Source organism: Mesorhizobium sp. M0601 (genome assembly GCF_040320845.1).
Lineage (GTDB): Bacteria > Pseudomonadota > Alphaproteobacteria > Rhizobiales > Rhizobiaceae > Mesorhizobium.
This window is the reverse complement of sequence record NZ_JAMYQK010000052.1, coordinates 1-14,575: the sequence shown is the minus strand read 5'-3', so window position 1 is coordinate 14,575 and position 14,575 is coordinate 1. Positions and strand designations below refer to the sequence as shown.

At 61.3% G+C, this 14,575-nt stretch carries 14 protein-coding genes and 2 pseudogenes; 6 read left to right on the top strand and 10 right to left on the bottom strand.

Going from position 1 to position 14,575, the window contains the following annotated elements:
* Nucleotides 1-132 precede the first annotated feature (132 nt).
* The 3 genes from NKI41_RS29670 to NKI41_RS29660 are packed head-to-tail and all read right to left on the bottom strand — an operon-like array spanning nt 133 to nt 3,095.
* Entirely contained in the window at nt 133-1,116 is a 984-nt protein-coding gene (locus NKI41_RS29670) for a sugar ABC transporter substrate-binding protein (RefSeq protein WP_502895713.1), read from the bottom strand.
* 39 nt (nt 1,117-1,155) lie between these two features.
* Entirely contained in the window at nt 1,156-2,361 is a 1,206-nt protein-coding gene (locus NKI41_RS29665) for a mandelate racemase/muconate lactonizing enzyme family protein (RefSeq protein WP_352686307.1), read from the bottom strand.
* 14 nt (nt 2,362-2,375) lie between these two features.
* Nucleotides 2,376-3,095, bottom strand: coding sequence for a FadR/GntR family transcriptional regulator (locus NKI41_RS29660; RefSeq protein ID WP_352503247.1), 720 nt, complete (start codon nt 3,093-3,095; stop codon nt 2,376-2,378).
* Between the two features lie 362 nt (nt 3,096-3,457).
* On the opposite strand from NKI41_RS29660, the gene NKI41_RS29655 reads away from it, so the two are divergent.
* Nucleotides 3,458-4,450, top strand: coding sequence for a Tim44 domain-containing protein (locus NKI41_RS29655; protein ID WP_502901255.1), 993 nt, complete (start codon nt 3,458-3,460; stop codon nt 4,448-4,450).
* 86 nt (nt 4,451-4,536) lie between these two features.
* Here the strand turns inward: NKI41_RS29655 and NKI41_RS29650 are convergent, their stop codons facing one another.
* The 4 genes from NKI41_RS29650 to NKI41_RS29635 form a co-directional block, all read right to left on the bottom strand.
* Nucleotides 4,537-5,628: an AI-2E family transporter gene (locus NKI41_RS29650; protein WP_352686304.1), complete on the bottom strand. Its 1,092-nt coding sequence runs from the start codon at nt 5,626-5,628 to the stop codon at nt 4,537-4,539.
* Between the two features lie 228 nt (nt 5,629-5,856).
* On the bottom strand, nt 5,857-6,270 hold the full coding sequence (locus NKI41_RS29645; RefSeq protein WP_352503245.1) for a type II toxin-antitoxin system VapC family toxin: 414 nt from the start codon (nt 6,268-6,270) through the stop codon (nt 5,857-5,859).
* The gene (locus NKI41_RS29640) at nt 6,267-6,515 is read right to left on the bottom strand and encodes a plasmid stabilization protein (RefSeq protein ID WP_352455498.1); all 249 of its coding nucleotides are present in this window, start codon (nt 6,513-6,515) and stop codon (nt 6,267-6,269) included. Before NKI41_RS29640 ends, NKI41_RS29645 begins: the two co-directional genes overlap by 4 nt.
* Nucleotides 6,516-6,938: 423 nt before the next feature.
* Nucleotides 6,939-8,081 (bottom strand): Fic family protein, encoded by a 1,143-nt coding sequence (locus NKI41_RS29635; RefSeq protein WP_352686300.1) that lies wholly within the window; start codon nt 8,079-8,081, stop codon nt 6,939-6,941.
* A 594-nt stretch (nt 8,082-8,675) separates the two neighbouring features.
* On the opposite strand from NKI41_RS29635, the gene xth reads away from it, so the two are divergent.
* Entirely contained in the window at nt 8,676-9,464 is a 789-nt protein-coding gene (gene xth, locus NKI41_RS29630) for an exodeoxyribonuclease III (RefSeq protein ID WP_352686297.1), read from the top strand.
* Between the two features lie 73 nt (nt 9,465-9,537).
* On the opposite strand, the pseudogene ligD reads toward xth, so the two are convergent.
* Both ligD and NKI41_RS29620 read right to left on the bottom strand, forming a co-directional pair.
* Nucleotides 9,538-9,911 (bottom strand): annotated as a pseudogene (gene ligD / locus NKI41_RS29625) (non-homologous end-joining DNA ligase LigD).
* Nucleotides 9,912-9,963: 52 nt separating this feature from the next.
* Nucleotides 9,964-10,392 (bottom strand): annotated as a pseudogene (locus tag NKI41_RS29620) (ImuA family protein); the annotation flags it as partial.
* 200 nt (nt 10,393-10,592) lie between these two features.
* Between NKI41_RS29620 and NKI41_RS29615 the strand changes: the two are divergent.
* The 3 genes from NKI41_RS29615 (at nt 10,593) to NKI41_RS29605 (ending at nt 13,796) form a co-directional block, all read left to right on the top strand.
* Complete coding sequence (locus tag NKI41_RS29615; protein WP_352686294.1) at nt 10,593-11,258, top strand: DUF6088 family protein; 666 nt, start codon at nt 10,593-10,595, stop codon at nt 11,256-11,258.
* Nucleotides 11,255-12,298 (top strand): nucleotidyl transferase AbiEii/AbiGii toxin family protein, encoded by a 1,044-nt coding sequence (locus tag NKI41_RS29610; protein ID WP_352686291.1) that lies wholly within the window; start codon nt 11,255-11,257, stop codon nt 12,296-12,298. Before NKI41_RS29615 ends, NKI41_RS29610 begins: the two co-directional genes overlap by 4 nt.
* 595 nt (nt 12,299-12,893) lie before the next feature.
* Nucleotides 12,894-13,796, top strand: coding sequence for a helix-turn-helix transcriptional regulator (locus NKI41_RS29605; RefSeq protein ID WP_352686288.1), 903 nt, complete (start codon nt 12,894-12,896; stop codon nt 13,794-13,796).
* Between the two features lie 101 nt (nt 13,797-13,897).
* Here the strand turns inward: NKI41_RS29605 and NKI41_RS29600 are convergent, their stop codons facing one another.
* Nucleotides 13,898-14,107: a hypothetical protein gene (locus NKI41_RS29600; protein WP_352503899.1), complete on the bottom strand. Its 210-nt coding sequence runs from the start codon at nt 14,105-14,107 to the stop codon at nt 13,898-13,900.
* Nucleotides 14,108-14,376: 269 nt separating this feature from the next.
* Between NKI41_RS29600 and NKI41_RS29595 the strand changes: the two genes are divergently transcribed.
* Nucleotides 14,377-14,575: KTSC domain-containing protein (locus NKI41_RS29595; RefSeq protein WP_352686286.1), on the top strand; the 199-nt coding region annotated here is incomplete at its 3' end.

Genomic DNA, 14,575 nt, shown 5'->3' with positions numbered 1-14,575 from the left:
TCGGCTACCGCGCCCCTGACAAGGGAGATGCCGTTGGAGGTTGGGACGGAGCCGACGCCCAAGGCCTTGCTGCCTGGCCCTCGCCCTCGCCCTCTCCGCGTAAAGAACGAGGAGAGGACGCCGGCTTCGCGCCTACCGCACGCCTTGTGCGGCCAGTTCCTTGAGCTTTGGCACGTCTTCCTTGACGATGATGCCCTTGCCGGTGTCGATGTCTGCCGGCAGCAGACCGACGTTCTTGGCGAGATAGGCTTCCATCACCGGCATGAAGCCCTGCATGTAGGGCTGCTGGTCGACCTGAACCTGGATGTAACCCGCTTCCATCTGTTGCAGGACTTCCGAGACGATGTCGAAGCCGCCCATCAGCACCTTGCCCGGCTCGATGCCGCGATCGATCAGGACCTGGGCGACGTAGGCATGCCAAAGGCCGGTGTCGAAATACACCGTGGTGTCCGGGTGGGCGGACAGATAGGCGCCAACACGATCGGCGACGACCGCGCCATCTGTGCCGGTGTCGAGCCGTTCAATGACCACTTCGCGTCCGGCATTCGCCGCCTTGTATTCCTCAAGGAACTTCATGACGCCGGCAGCGCGCTGTTCCGACCAGTTCTGACCGGGCGCGGAGACGCCGACGAGCGCCCTGATCTTGCCTTCCTTGGGGAAGAACTCGGACATCTTCTTGCCGAGTTCGTAGCCGGCGGGAATGAAGCCCTGGCCGATGAAAGCCTGGCGGGCATTGCCGGCGGCACCCTCGGTGTCGTCGACGTTGGACGCGATGACCGTGACGCCGGCAGCGCGGGCGTCGGCGATGATCTGGTCGAAGGCATTGTTGTCGACGATCGAGGTGATCAGCGCGTCCGGTTTTGCCGCGAGTGCCGCCTGCATGTTGGCCGATTGTTGCTCGATCGAGCCTTCGGTCTGCGTGAAGACCATCTGGCAATTGGCCTGGATCTTGGCGCAGGCGTCGTCAAACCCCTTCTTCACCGCCTGCCAGAACGGGTTCGACGCCGACGAATGATGCGTGAAGACGATGTTCATCGGCTCCTGTGCGCGTGAGCCGATTGCCGAGCCTCCAGCCAGTACTGCTGCCAAGGCTGCCGAGATAAGTAGCTTCTTCATGGTTCTCCTCCTCCGTAGAAAGCTGCTTCAGGTTCATTTTCAGAGAGTAGATGCGTCGCTCACCCGTCGAAGCGCCGTGAAGGCGCGATCGATCTCCGGGTTCAGTTCCATGCCGAGGCCCGGTCCGGTGGGCACGGTGATCATGCCGTTCTTCACCTGCGGCAAAGCGGTCACAAGATCGCGGTACCAGGTCTTGTAAAAGGCCCTGACACTCTCCTGGACAAGCGCGTTCGGCGCATTCAGCGACAGGTGGGTCGATGCGCCGAGCACCACTGGACCGGTGCAGTCGTGTGGCGCGACCGGCAGGTGCCATGCTTCAGCCATGGCAGCGATCTTTCGCGCCTCCGAGAGCCCGCCGCACCAGCTGATATCAAGCATAATGACACCGGCCGCTCCGGTTTCGAGAAGGTCGCGGAAGGCCCACCGGGAACCGAGCGTTTCCGAAGCCGATATCGGCGCCAGCGAAGCCTCGGCATAGCGTTTCAGGCTGGACAGGCTGTCCATCCTGATTGGATCTTCGTGCCAAAAGGTCTTGTGGGGGGCAAGCTCGCGAGCGATCTGCATGGCCGGCAGCAGCTGCCACATTGAATGGAATTCAACCATGATGTCCATCTTGTCGCCGACCGCATTGCGGATTTTCTCGAATGGCGCCAGCGCGGAATTCAAGTCGGGCTGCGATATATACTGGCCGCGCGTTTTCTCGGCGGCCATGTCGAAGGGCCAGATCTTCATGGCCGTGATACCTTCCTCCAACAACGAATGCGCCAGTTCGTCGGCGCGGTGAAGGAAGCCGTTCAGATCATCATAGGCGTCGCCAGGCTTATCGAGCCCGTAGTTGGCCGTCGTCTGCCCGGTGGCCTTCTTGATGTATTCGGTTCCGGCACAGGTGTTGTAGGTCCTGATCTCGTGCCTGGTGAACCCGCCGAGGAGTTGTGCGATCGGCTGACCCGTCGCCTTTCCGAACAGATCCCAAAGCGCGATGTCGAAAGCGGAATTGCCCCTGACTTCCGCGCCCGTCGATCGGAAACCGAGATAGCCGACGAGGTCGGCGGCAAGCAGGTCGATCTGCAAGGGGTCGCGCCCGATCACGCAAGGCGCGACATATTCGTGCAGATAGGTCTCGACGGTTTCAGCCATGAAAAAGGTCTCGCCGAGTCCGACGAGGCCTTCGTCCGTGTGAACCAGGACCCAGAGAAGGTTCGGCCGCTCCTTGAGCCGCAGCGTTTCCAGTTTCGTGATCTTCATTGCGCCCCTGCTCCTCAGGCGATGCCGGCCGCCAGCAGGGCCTTGACGCTCTCGTCAAAATGCCTCGCCATCAGGTCACGCGCCGACTGGGGATCACCGGTCTCGATTGCTTCGGCGAGGTCGATATGGATCTGGATCATCGCCAACTGCTCGGCATCCGAAGGGCGGGTCCGCCAGCCGATCGGCCAGGTCTGGCGCGATACGCGCTCGAACGCGCCGACGATGAGGCTGAAAACCGGATTCTTCGCAGCCTTGGCGATTTCGAGGTGAAAGGCGAGATCGTGCTCCATGACCTGTTCCGGCCGCTGGAAATTCTCGAGCATGGCGAGCGCGTGCGTCCTGATCCTTTCCACTTCGTCGGCTGTTCTGCGCAAGGCCGCCAGCATGGCGGTGCGGGTCTCAATCGTGCGGCGCACGTCATAGATTTGCTGCACCGTGATCTGCTCGGTGTGGACGCCATGCTCGATCACCAGTGACATCGCGCCATAATCCAGCTCGGCGACGGTAGCCCGTCTGCCCGCCCTCAGGTCGATAAGCCGCATGGCGGCGAGCGAGCTGAAGGCCTCGCGAACCACGGTACGCGAGACGCTCAATTGTCTCGAAAGCGCGGCCTCGCTGGGCAGCCGGTCGCCGGGCCCGAGCTCATGCGCGCGGATATGGCGCGTGATCTCGCCGATCGTATTGCTGACCAGGCTCGCTGCGTCGGAATGTTTTGCGGATACGGCCGTGCTCACGCAATCTCCAGTTCAGGAGTGGGCAAACCTGTATGGCAGGTTTTCCAGATATGTTGATAGTACTTAGGAAAGCTGTAAGTCAATCGAGTCTTCGCCGGGAACCTCGGCATCATCGCCGGGGACATCGATGACCACAGGCTTGCATGAGCGATGCTGTTGACGCGACCGATGCCGGTCGGCCGGGTGCGGGAGCCTGCGTGGTCGAACAGCGATCATCGCGCTTGGATAGGGCAGACATTCTCGTCGTGAACACCGGCGGGCGGCCGACCATGCCGCCCGAAAATATCTCGACGGACGATTCACTGCTATTTCGATCGATGCACCCCATATGAGCGGAAAGAGTGTCACTTGAGGACTTGCCTATGCTGATTTCGCGTTGGGGATGGTTTGCACTTTTGTTTGCGGGGTTGTTCCTGGCATTTTCCATGGTCGCTGTGGATCACGCCGATGCGCGCCGTGGCGGCAGCTTCGGCAGTCGCGGCATGCGCACTTTCCAGCCGGTCCCGCCGACCAGAGTTGCGCCGCAACCGGCCGCACCGGTCGAGCGCTCGATGACGCCCAATGCGGCCACGAACAATGCGGCCCGTCAGCCGCAGGCATTCCAGCGCCCGGGCTTCTTCAACGGCCTCGGCGGATCGATGATACGTGGGCTGCTTCTCGGCGGTTTGATCGGCGTTCTTCTGGGTCATGGGTTCGGCGGCTTGGCCGGCATGTTGGGTCTTTTGCTCCAAGTACTGCTGTTCGGCGGCGCGATCATGCTGGCGATCCGCTTTTTCCGCTTGCAGTCGGCGCAAAGCCCAGCGTCCGTTACGGCTGGTGCCTCGCGGGGCACCGGGACCTTTGCGCGAAACGCAGCAGCGCGGCACGAGCCGAGCAACGGCCCGACTTCCTCCATTACCGGCATCGGGTCAGGATTTGGCGGAACGAGCCAAGCCAACGCTTCCGATGAGATCACACTCACCCAAACCGACCTCGACACGTTCCAGCAACGGCTGACGGAAGTTCAGGAGGCATTCGGGCGCGAAGATCATGCTGCATTGCGCCGGTTGGGGACACCCGAGATGGTGTCCTATCTGTCCGAGGAACTTGCCGACAATGCCAAAAAGGGCGTCAGGAACGACGTGTCGGACGTCAGCCTGCTGGAGGCCGATATTGCGGAAAGTTGGCGGGAGGGTGATCGCGACTACGCGACGGCTGCTTTGCGCTATGAGTCTCGCGACGTGACCCGCGACCGCATCAGCGGCAAGATCGTTGAGGGCGGGGCCGATCAGCCGACGGAGACGGCCGAACTGTGGACCTTTACGCGGCAGAACGGCGGTGACTGGAAGCTTGCCGCAATACAGCAGCCTGGCTGATGTGCTTGCCTTCGTTGAGATCTCTGCCCAGAGGTTGTTCAGGTTTCGCGCTACCACTCGAAGACCAGCGCCCTTTTCGCGCTTGATCAATCCGTCACGGACTGATGCGGTAGCTCACCAGCGCGCGCCGGCGTCGGCCGGTCGGTCAATCGAGTCTTTAGCACGTCGATGAGGCTGATTGTGATGGCGATCACCGCAGGTCCGAGGACAAGGCCGGATGCTCCGAACAAGACGATGCCGCCGACCGCGCCGATAAAGGCCACCACCGTGTGGAGGCGCAACCGATTCCCGACAAGCATCGGATAGAGCAGATTGTCGATGCCGCCGACGATGACGCCGCCCCAGACGGTCAATATCGCTGCGCTGGCCCAAGCTCCCTCCAGTGCGAGATAGACCGCTGCGGGCACCCAGATCACAAACGCCCCGAGCACGGGCACGATGGCAAGAAGTCCCATGACAAGGCCCCAAAAGACTGGCGTCGGCAGGCCGAGCCACCAGAACATCAGGCCACCCAATGTTCCCTGGACGGCGGCGACGAACACGGTGCCGAGCAGTGTTGCATGGACGGTCTCCGCAAAGCGAGACAAGATGTAGGCTGTCTCCGGAGCGCGCAGGGGCGAAAGGCCCGCGACGGCTTGCAGGCCATGTTGGCGGTCGCGCAGAAAATAGAACAGAAGATAAAATGTCAGGCCGAACATCGCGACTTGATAGATGGAGCCACGCAATAGCGATGTGCTTTGTCCCGTCAGCCATTGCACGAATGCGGCGACTGAGCCGGCCGGATCGAATTGGTTCTCGATCCATTGGGCAATGGCCGAAAGCGTGGGATAGCCAGACATGAAGCCGACTGCGTCCCGACCGCGGATGACCTCCTCCAGATAAGTCGCTCCGTTTACCGCCTCGCGAACGAGCTGTTGTGCGACGAGCGCCAGCGGCAGGCCGACGGCGATCGCCGCGACGCTTACCGATATCAGCGCTGCCAGGTTTCGATTTCCGACCCGTCTCTCAACCCACCGGTGAGCCGGAGACAGAATAATTGCCAGGACGAGCGCCCAGGTCAATGCCGGCAAAAAAGGCCACGCCAGCAGATAACAGACATATAGACCGATCGCCGTCGCTGCCAGGACGCCGAGCAATTTCAATTGTTTCACATCCGCCATCTGTTTCAGATCGGGCATCTCTCGCTGTCTCACAAGCCCAGCGAGGCCAATGGTTTTCCTGAAGAAAGGCAGGCCGGTTGCCGTACCCTTACGGTCAGGCTGCCGCTGAGGCGCTTCGAGTGACCTTCAGGGGATTTTGACGGCATGCAAATCGAACCTGATATCGCTCGCCTGCGCTTTGACGGCCTTGCAGCCCGTCTGTGACTGGCAGATGGGCTTGAACAACAGCGACGACAGGAAAACGCTTCAGAACTCCCACGGAGATGTCAGAACGAGTCCTGCCGTCTCGAAGTCAGTCAGATTGCGCGTGGCGAGGCGGCCACCGTTTACCCGAGCGATCGCCGCGATCATGCCATCGGGTGCCGACATGCCGCGTCCCTGGCGAGCAGCAGCACCCATAATTTCCCCATAAACCAGCGCAGCCTCTTCTGTCAGACCGAAGATGCGGTCTGCGAAACGCCGGCGCCAGTCCGACAACCCTTGCTCCAGCCGTTCGGCACGTTGATCCGGTCTTATCTTCTGGATGCCGAACGCGATCTCGGCAATCATCGCGGTTGGAAGCGCGAGTTCGGCATCGTATCGGATCAGCCAGGCAATGACTGCCTCGTCTGGGGTCTTTTTCAACGTTTCGGAAACGACGTTCGTATCGACAAAGATCAAAGCTCGACGCCTCGATTCGGCCGGCGACTCTCACGGATCACCGCCTCAAGGTCGATGTCTGTGCCGGATTGCGCTGAAAGCCGCGGGTAGAAGGCAGAAGCAGGCTCACGACCGGCCTCGCGGACCTCGTAAGATTCGAGGGCGCGCTCGACCACCTCCGCAATCGAGCGGTTTTCACGACGGGCAAGCCGGTGTGCAAGATCACGCGCCTTGGCGCTGCGGACTGAGAGTTGTGGCTCGGCCATATCGGACTCCTTGGCACCCACTGTATAGGCTCATTTCGCCTGCTAGCAAGATGGCATCTGATGGCTTGATGTCAAAACCGATGTTGCAGCGAGTTGCGGCTGCGCAGAAATAGGAGAAAAAATGTCAGGCCCAGCGTCGGTTGCCGTACGGGTTGTGGTGCTGTCAGGATGGCGAAACCAGAAGGCGTTGGGTGCCTAGGCAAAGCCAAAGCGCGATTCAGGGGTTTTGCAGCCTATCAAACCGCTCGCTGGGGCTTCAACGGCGGCTATCAAGGCGGAAAGTTCGTCAATGACTGGCCCTAACGGCTTGCGACCGAACCCGATGGACCAGTGCCGAGCGACAAACGGAATAGACGCATTCTCCGAACCAATCGAGCGGGCCAATCATGCTTTGGGCGCGCGCTGTCGGCTCGCGCTCCTGTTTCAACGATGTCGCCGAGGCGCGCGATCCGGCCCGTCATCCAATCCTGCCAGCGAATAGCTCGTGCTTCGCCCACCGGCTTCATCTCTCACGAGTATCCCTTGCGCCAGGAGATCATTGATATCGCGCAAGGCCGTGTCAGGTGAGGTCTTGGTCAGCACTGCCCATTTCGAGGAGGTGAGCTTGCCTTCGAAGCCGTCCAGGAGCCGATTGACGACTTTGCGCTGGCGTTCGCTTAGAGGTCGTTGGACCATCTCCTCCCAAAAACGGGCCTTTCGCAGCACATTGGCCAAAATCTCCTCGGCCCCGCTGAAGGCGCGGTCGAGGCAGCTTAGAAACCATTGCAGCCAAGGGGTGATGTCGAGACTGCCCTTCTGCGTCCGTTCGAGGATCGCGTAGTAGTCCTTCCGCTCCGCCCGGATTTGCGCGGACATGCTATAGAACCGCTGAGCGCTGCCCTCCGATCGCGCCAACATCATGTCGGCGATCGCGCGGGCGATACGGCCGTTGCCATCCTCGAAGGGATGGATGGTGACGAACCATAGATGGGCGACCCCCGCCTTCAGAACGGGATCAAGCGGCGCGTAACCGTTGAACCAGTCGATGAACGAGGCCACTTCAAGCTCAAGCCGGGCCGCTGCTGGAGCTTCATAGTGGACTTTCTCCCGACCGATGGGACCTGAGACGACCTGCATCGGACCAGAGGCTTCATGCCGCCACGCACCGACGATAATCTTCGTCATGCCGCTGCGACCCGTCGGAAACAGGGCCGCATGCCAGGCGAACAACCGCTCATCCGTAAGTAGCGCCTGATAGTTCTGAGTTGCGTCGAGCATCATCTCGACCACGCCCTCGACATCGCGGTCGACCGGCGCCAGTGCGCCAATATTCATGCCCAGTCGGCGGGCGATGGACGACCGCACCTGTTCCTTGTCGAGAATTTCACCCTCAATTTCGCTGGATTTGAGAACGTCCTCCGTTAGGGTCTGAAGCATCGCCTCGGCACGCAATTCGAAGCCTAGCGCCTCCATCCGCCCCAGCAGCCGGCCCTGCCGATGGCGCACCGTCGCCAGTTGATCGGCAAGGTCCTGGCTGCGCCACTCGAACTGCGGCCAGTTTTCAAGCTCGTAGATATAGGTCGCCATATTCTCCGCACTTTTTGCGTCGAATATGGGCCTCAATCGTCGTATATGCAAGATCATTTGCCGCGATTTATGCGGTGAATAGACCAGCTAAACACCGCATGGTCACGGCTTATTATTCCTCTTGTCGGCTTCTTCTCTCAAAGACCTCCCATTTTGAGGCTACCGATGTGGTCCACAAGGTCAGCCGTGCTTCGGTTCAACCCTTCGCAAGATCGCCCGCCTTGCCGCTACGAATTGAGAGCTGTGGCTCGGCCATATAGGATTCCTTCGCAGCATTACTTAAACCTACTGGACCCAAGGCGGTCGCCCTCAGTCCGCAGTAGACCTGCCCAAGCTCCACCCGTCCGAAGAGTCCGTGCGTTGCGGCCGCCTTAACGCCGGATTGTGAGCGCCGCATCTACCGCTCGCGACTTCGGCTACGACGCTCCCGACGACCAGCTCCTGCGCTCATCGCTCCATCTGGCACGCTTGATGAAACTGCTCGACCGCCATTCTAGAAAGACGACTGACAAGGCCCCCCTTTGCCGGCATGATGCAAGCATCAACATCTAAGCCTTCGATGCTCAAATCGCCAAGGGTTGTTGAGAACTTCGGATGACCCGTATCGCAACCTTTAACGTCAACGGGGTGAACGGTCGTCTGCCCTTGCTCATCAAGTGGCTGGGTCAGACCGACTATGACATCGTGTGCCTTCAGGAATTGAAGACTTCGGATGAGAAATTTCCCGCGGAAGCCGTCAGGAACGCCGGTTATGGCTCGATCTGGCACGGGCAAAAGTCCTACAACGGTGTAGCTATACTCGCACGGGGAAAGGAGCCCCTGGAGCGTCGACGCGGCCTGCCGGGTGACCCTGACGACACTCACAGCCGGTATATCGAGGCAGAGGTGGATGGGATCGTCGTGGGGTGCATCTACCTGCCCAACGGCAATCCAGCGCCCGGCCCGAAATTCGACTACAAGCTCCGCTGGTTCGACCGTCTGATCAGCTACGGCCAGCTACTGCTCAAGGAGGGGATCACAAGCGTTCTGTGCGGCGACTACAACGTCGTGCCAACGCCGATCGATGCGGTGGTGCCGAGACGTTGGACGGGCGACGCAGTCTACTTTCCGGAGAGCAGGCAGGCCTACGCCGAAATGCTAGACAATGGCTGGATGGATGCCGTCCGCTGCATTCATCCGGAGAAAGGCATCTACACGTACTGGAACTTCTCCTACCGAGGCGGTTATGATCGGAGCTCCGGCCTGCGGATGGACCACCTCCTCGTCAGCCCATCACTTTCGAACAGGTTACGTGACGCGGGCGTGGACGCTGACCTGCGAGGCTGGGAAAAGCCGAGTGATCACGTGCCCGCCTGGATAGAGATCGACCCGTCCGGCAAGTAGTTGACATGATCGAATGTTCGGCGGAATCGCTGGGCGTCTTCGCCCACTGCTATAGAATGCGCTGCGAGATTGCTCACGCTGCTTTTCTCGCAGCCGCCCTAAACGGACAGTCAATGGTGAAGGCATCTGGACGGATGACTGCCTCAACCTGGCTCCAGGTCACGGGACGGGCGATTGGGAAGCCGGGTCGCGCTCGTGGGGAGAAGGCGCCGACCGTGTTACCGCGCCCCCATTGCGAAGGTAGTCGATGAAGATGCGGCCCTTTCGGGCTGCCGGCGCAGCGGAGAGCAGATAGCGATCGGGATGAGCTTCAGCGAGGCGCTTGGCGAACGATCGGGCAAGGAGCCGGGCATTGTCGTGCGTAATCTTCGTCTCAAGTGGGGCCATCAAGTGAATGCCCTTGCCGCCCGTCACCTTCGGCCAGCTCTGCAGACCTTCCGCTTCCATGATGTCGCGGAGCGTTAGCGCGGTCTCGATCACTTCATCCCACTCGACCCCCTCGTGAGGCCGTCATCGAAAGCCGGGCTATCTCGGCAACGACAGCGCCAAAACCTCCGCGAAGACTCTCTTCGAAACAGGCGAGAACGGATTTTTCGTCGCCGGCTTCGACATAGATCACCCTTCCCGGAGGCAGGCCGGCCTTTCGATTGCCGGTGCGAACAGATTGGGCCGGGTAACGCACCACAGCACCTTGCCAACCGTGCGCGCGGCACGGCCGGCAGCAAACAGTGCCGCGGCCGCGCTGTCGACGGCGCCATTCCCTCCGCCCGCCACCTCGTGCAGACCGCCAAAGGCCAGTCCGCCTCCCGGCAGCGCCCTGTCGATGGCGGCCACTCCAAACGGCAAAACCGTGCGGGCGCGCGCTTCCGCCTTTGAGACGCGCGATGCGTTCTCGAAGCTCGGAAATGGAAACGGGAAAGCCCGTGATAGGTTCTACATTTGTTCTCGTCTTGACTAAGAGTCAACCGGGATGACGTCGTGCCCCTGCGGAAGAGGCATTCGAAACCTTGGCGGTCCAGAGCGCGGCCATGCGAGTTCCATTTTTGGGCGGCACGCAGTGTCCGAAAATTGTAGCATATTTCGGACTGATCTCTTGCCTTTGTCCGAAACTTGTAGCATATTTCGGACATGCCCAAAGTTAAGCCCGATGCCGATCTTCGCTCGCGCCTGTTTGCCCGCATTGAGTCCAAACCCGACGAGGTCTGGACCCCCGGCGACTTCGCCGATCTCGGCGCACGCGCCGCCGTCGACAAAACCCTGCAGCGCCTGGCAACCGCCGGGGAGCTGCGCCGGATCGACCGAGGCCTCTATGACCGGCCGCGCACGAACAACCTGACTGGCCGCGCCACCGTGCCGGATTATCGCGCTGTGATCCGCGCCGTCACGCGCCGCGATCGGGCGCGCGCCGTCATCGATGGAATGACGGCCGCCAACGACCTCGGCCTGACGACCGCCGTCCCCGCCCGGATAGAAGTGCTGGTCGATGCGCGGTTGAAGCCAATCAAGCTCGGCACGCAGGAAATCCACTTCAAATACGCTGCCCCTAGCCGCCTCTATTGGGCGGATCGGCCGGGGATGCGGGTCGTCCAGGCCTTGCATTGGATGCAGGACATGCTGACCCAGAAGGGCGAACGGAAGCGTGTCCAGGCGACGTTGCGCCGCCTGCTTGCCGACCCCAGGCACGGCGAGGCCATTCGCGAGGATCTGCGCGCCGGTCTCTCCGCCGTGCCGATCTGGATGCAGGAATTCCTCCGCGAAATCCTGAGGGCGGACCCGCACGAGGCGAAGCCATGAGTACCGATGCTTACCGCCAGATCATCGCGGCATCCCCACGTGACCGGCTCGACCTGTTCCTCGCCACCGCCAATCGGATCGGAGCTCCGGTGGGCAATGTCGAAAAGGATTTCTGGGTCTGCTGGACCCTCAATTCGCTCTACCACGAACGGCCTGCGGGGGAGCCACGGCTGCTTTTCAAGGGCGGGACGTCGCTGTCAAAAGGCTATGGCCTCATCCAGCGTTTTTCCGAAGATATCGACGTTACCGTGTTTCGCGACGATCTCGACGAGGCTGCCTCCGTCGAAGAGCTTGAGGGACTGTCGAACAAGAAGCGCCGCGCCAAGCTCGACGCCATCCGGGACGCCTGCCGTGCGTATATCACAGGGCCACTGCGAGACTTCCTCACCGCTCAACTTGCCGACATCACCAACGGTGCCGGCCGGGTGGAGGTCGACCAAGCCGATGCCGATGGTCAGACCCTGCTGCTCTGGTATCCCGAGGTCGAACCGCGTGATGGCGCCTATGTGCGACCGGTCATACGCCTTGAATCCGGGGCGAAATCGGCGCTCGATCCGAACCGCTCGATCGCGATCACGCCCTATGTCGCCGAGGAAGCGGCAGGCATTGATCTCATCGTCGCCGACGTGACCACGATCGAGGCGACCCGCACCTTTTGGGACAAGGTGGTGATCACCCAGGGATTGCGCCGTTGGTATGAGCGGCGCGGCGAATTGCGGCAGGAAGGCCAGCGGGTCTCCCGGCACTACTATGACTTGCATTGTCTTCTTGGATCCGAGACCGGGAAGGCAGCCCTCGGCGACCTCGCTCTTGGCGCCGATTGTGTGCGGCACGCACGAATGTTTTTCGACCGTCCCGACTATGACCTCGCCTCAGCAGTCCCGGGCAGCTTCGCGATCGCGCCCGCTCCAAAGATGGTGGACGCGCTCGCGCGCGACTACGCCAATACGACGGCCATGATCTTCGGCACTCCGCCGAGCTTCAACGACATCTTGGCATCGGCGCACCAGATCGAGCAGGACCTGAACAGCCGGGCCTAGCCACCTGCACTGGACCATCTCCGCTCTATTTTGGCAGCCGTCTTTCTGCCACACGCAATTCCTCGAGTGTTGACTGCCACCAGATTTCGCGGCCCAGTTTCGATCCGGATCGCGCGGGCCAAGCTTTTACCGGTTCGTCCAGCTTGGCCGGGCGCCATTGCCCCAGCCGAGTCCAGGGCCGGACGTCGCGCCCTGCGATGATCGTCAGGTAGTCGTGCTCCAGCCCGAAACCGGGGCCCGACTTTCGGCAAAGGGTGGCAGGCGGCAGACCAGCGTGAACGTGCTGAGTAGCGGCGTTGTGGCTTTCGTGTTTCGGATTCAGCGCTCCGCGAAACCTATGACTTTCGTACCATTCTCTTGGCCGCGAAGGTCGCCTCCAAGCCGAGAACCGGGCCGACCCGTCCTAGCCTCCAACCTTCTGCCAGACGGAGATGTGCTTGTCGCTGGTCTGCGTGAACGGCTCCCTTTTCCAGCCACTCCATCGCTCTTTGAGCGTCAGGCCGGCTAGTCGCGCCATGAGGTCGAGCTCAGCCGGCCAAGCATAGCGGAACGGAACCGAAAAGCGCTGACAGATGCCGTCCCTGAGCCATATGTGATGGGACGAGAAAGTCTGGTTCACCACGTCGAACTCGTCGATGCCCCAATGCGTCTTGCTGCGGTCGAACGCAGCATCGTCTCCCCGACCGGGAGCCGCCGAAGCGGCGGTACACCGACCTCGATCAGGAAGCGCCCAGACGGCTCTGGCGATTATCCGCACACCGCCGTCGCTCAGGGCGGAGTCGAGCCGGCGGGGCAGACCTACGCGTTCCATGCGCATCACCGCGCGCAGCTTTTTCAGATCGTGCGAGGTTCGCTGAGGCTGGAAACGCAGCGAGGCTACTTCATCGTGCCGCCCGAACGCGCCGTGTTCGTGCCGTCCGGGGTCCTTCATGAAGTGACCTACCTGCAGGACACCGATCGCAGCTATCTCTTCTTCCGGCCCGATGCGGTCATAAATCTGCCCTCGGATGTCTCCGTGATCGGGACGACGCCGCTGCTGCGCGAACTCATCCTGGCGTTTCTCGAAGTACCCCGTGCGGAGGCCGGCAGCGCTCGCGCCGAAAGACTGGTCGCAGTCATTCTCGACCAGCTTCGGGCGAGTCCGGTCGCGCCGTTGTCTCTTCCCTCGCCGATATCCGAACGCCTTCGGGCCCTCGCCGAAGACATCCGGAACCACCCGGGTGCAGACTGGCCGCTCGATGAGATTGCGTCATGCGCCGCCATGTCCCCGCGCAGCCTCCAGCGTCACTTCCAGTCGGAGACTGGCATGAGTTTTCGCGCCTGGCGGCAGCAGGCGAAACTTCTCAAAGCGGTGGAGTGGCTCGCCGCCGGCCGAAGCGTCGGCGACATCGCCTTCTCGCTCGGCTACTCTGGCCCGAGCGCCTTCATCGCGGTGTTTCGCGCGGCCTTCGGTGCCTCTCCTGGAAAGTATTTTCAAGAGCCATCTCCGGAAGCTTAACGCGGTGTCGCTCCGCTGACGCTTCAAAGCCAAGCCCGCGCGCCTCACTGATAAGAGCTTTCGGCGCGGGTATCCCTTGTCTCATCGCCCTGTCAACCCCCTTAATGAGCGAAACCAAGCTGTCGCGCGCTCGCTCGTCGAGTGCGCCTTTCGGCCGCCATGCAGGAGATCATCAAGCTCATCCAATCAGCCGGATTTTGTGTCGGGGTCTGGCTGGCTGAATTCCACATAAGATGCAGGTCGTCCGGCACGAAGACGACCCTCCACGATCCTTTGATCCCGTTGGCAAGGTTGTAGGCGAGGACGGTCATGGCGGGGCACTCCTTTCGCCGTGGAGCGTGCCTATCTCACGGGGAAATTCCATCACCAGAGTAGTATTGACGCTTGCGCTTTCTCAGAAATCCAACGTCCACGTGCTGCCGGAAGGTGCAGCTACCTTTTTGTGCATCTCGATGGAACACGGGACCGCCGCGAAAGTTCGGTGCACGCAGCGAATCCTCCCCCTCCAGGTATTGCTGCAGATCGCTATCCCGATCGGCCCGCGCTCCCAGCAAGGCGTGGGCCTCGGCCTGTGGTGCTCATGCCATCTACTTCGATCCGCAAGATGGAATATGATCTGGATAGAAGGACCCTCTCCGTGTGGTTCGTCGCCAGCGGCAAGCGGTACGAGTTTGAGGGGGTACCGCCAGAAACGTTTGCCGCGTTCCGGGCCGCGTTCGCCAAGGGCCGCTATTTCAACGACCACATCCGCAACAATTTCCGCTACCGTCTGGTTGCGA

What these genes read in the sequence shown, in the direction of transcription:
- NKI41_RS29670 (WP_502895713.1), bottom strand. Translation starts at nt 1,116, where the DNA reads ATGAAGAAGCTACTTATCTCGGCAGCCTTGGCAGCAGTACTGGCTGGA.
- NKI41_RS29665 (WP_352686307.1), bottom strand. Translation starts at nt 2,361, where the DNA reads ATGAAGATCACGAAACTGGAAACGCTGCGGCTCAAGGAGCGGCCGAAC.
- NKI41_RS29655 (WP_502901255.1), top strand. Translation starts at nt 3,458, where the DNA reads ATGCTGATTTCGCGTTGGGGATGGTTTGCACTTTTGTTTGCGGGGTTG.
- NKI41_RS29650 (WP_352686304.1), bottom strand. Translation starts at nt 5,628, where the DNA reads ATGCCCGATCTGAAACAGATGGCGGATGTGAAACAATTGAAATTGCTC.
- NKI41_RS29640 (WP_352455498.1), bottom strand. Translation starts at nt 6,515, where the DNA reads ATGGCCGAGCCACAACTCTCAGTCCGCAGCGCCAAGGCGCGTGATCTT.
- NKI41_RS29635 (WP_352686300.1), bottom strand. Translation starts at nt 8,081, where the DNA reads ATGGCGACCTATATCTACGAGCTTGAAAACTGGCCGCAGTTCGAGTGG.
- xth (WP_352686297.1), top strand. Translation starts at nt 8,676, where the DNA reads ATGACCCGTATCGCAACCTTTAACGTCAACGGGGTGAACGGTCGTCTG.
- NKI41_RS29615 (WP_352686294.1), top strand. Translation starts at nt 10,593, where the DNA reads ATGCCCAAAGTTAAGCCCGATGCCGATCTTCGCTCGCGCCTGTTTGCC.
- NKI41_RS29610 (WP_352686291.1), top strand. Translation starts at nt 11,255, where the DNA reads ATGAGTACCGATGCTTACCGCCAGATCATCGCGGCATCCCCACGTGAC.
- NKI41_RS29605 (WP_352686288.1), top strand. Translation starts at nt 12,894, where the DNA reads ATGGGACGAGAAAGTCTGGTTCACCACGTCGAACTCGTCGATGCCCCA.
- NKI41_RS29600 (WP_352503899.1), bottom strand. Translation starts at nt 14,107, where the DNA reads ATGACCGTCCTCGCCTACAACCTTGCCAACGGGATCAAAGGATCGTGG.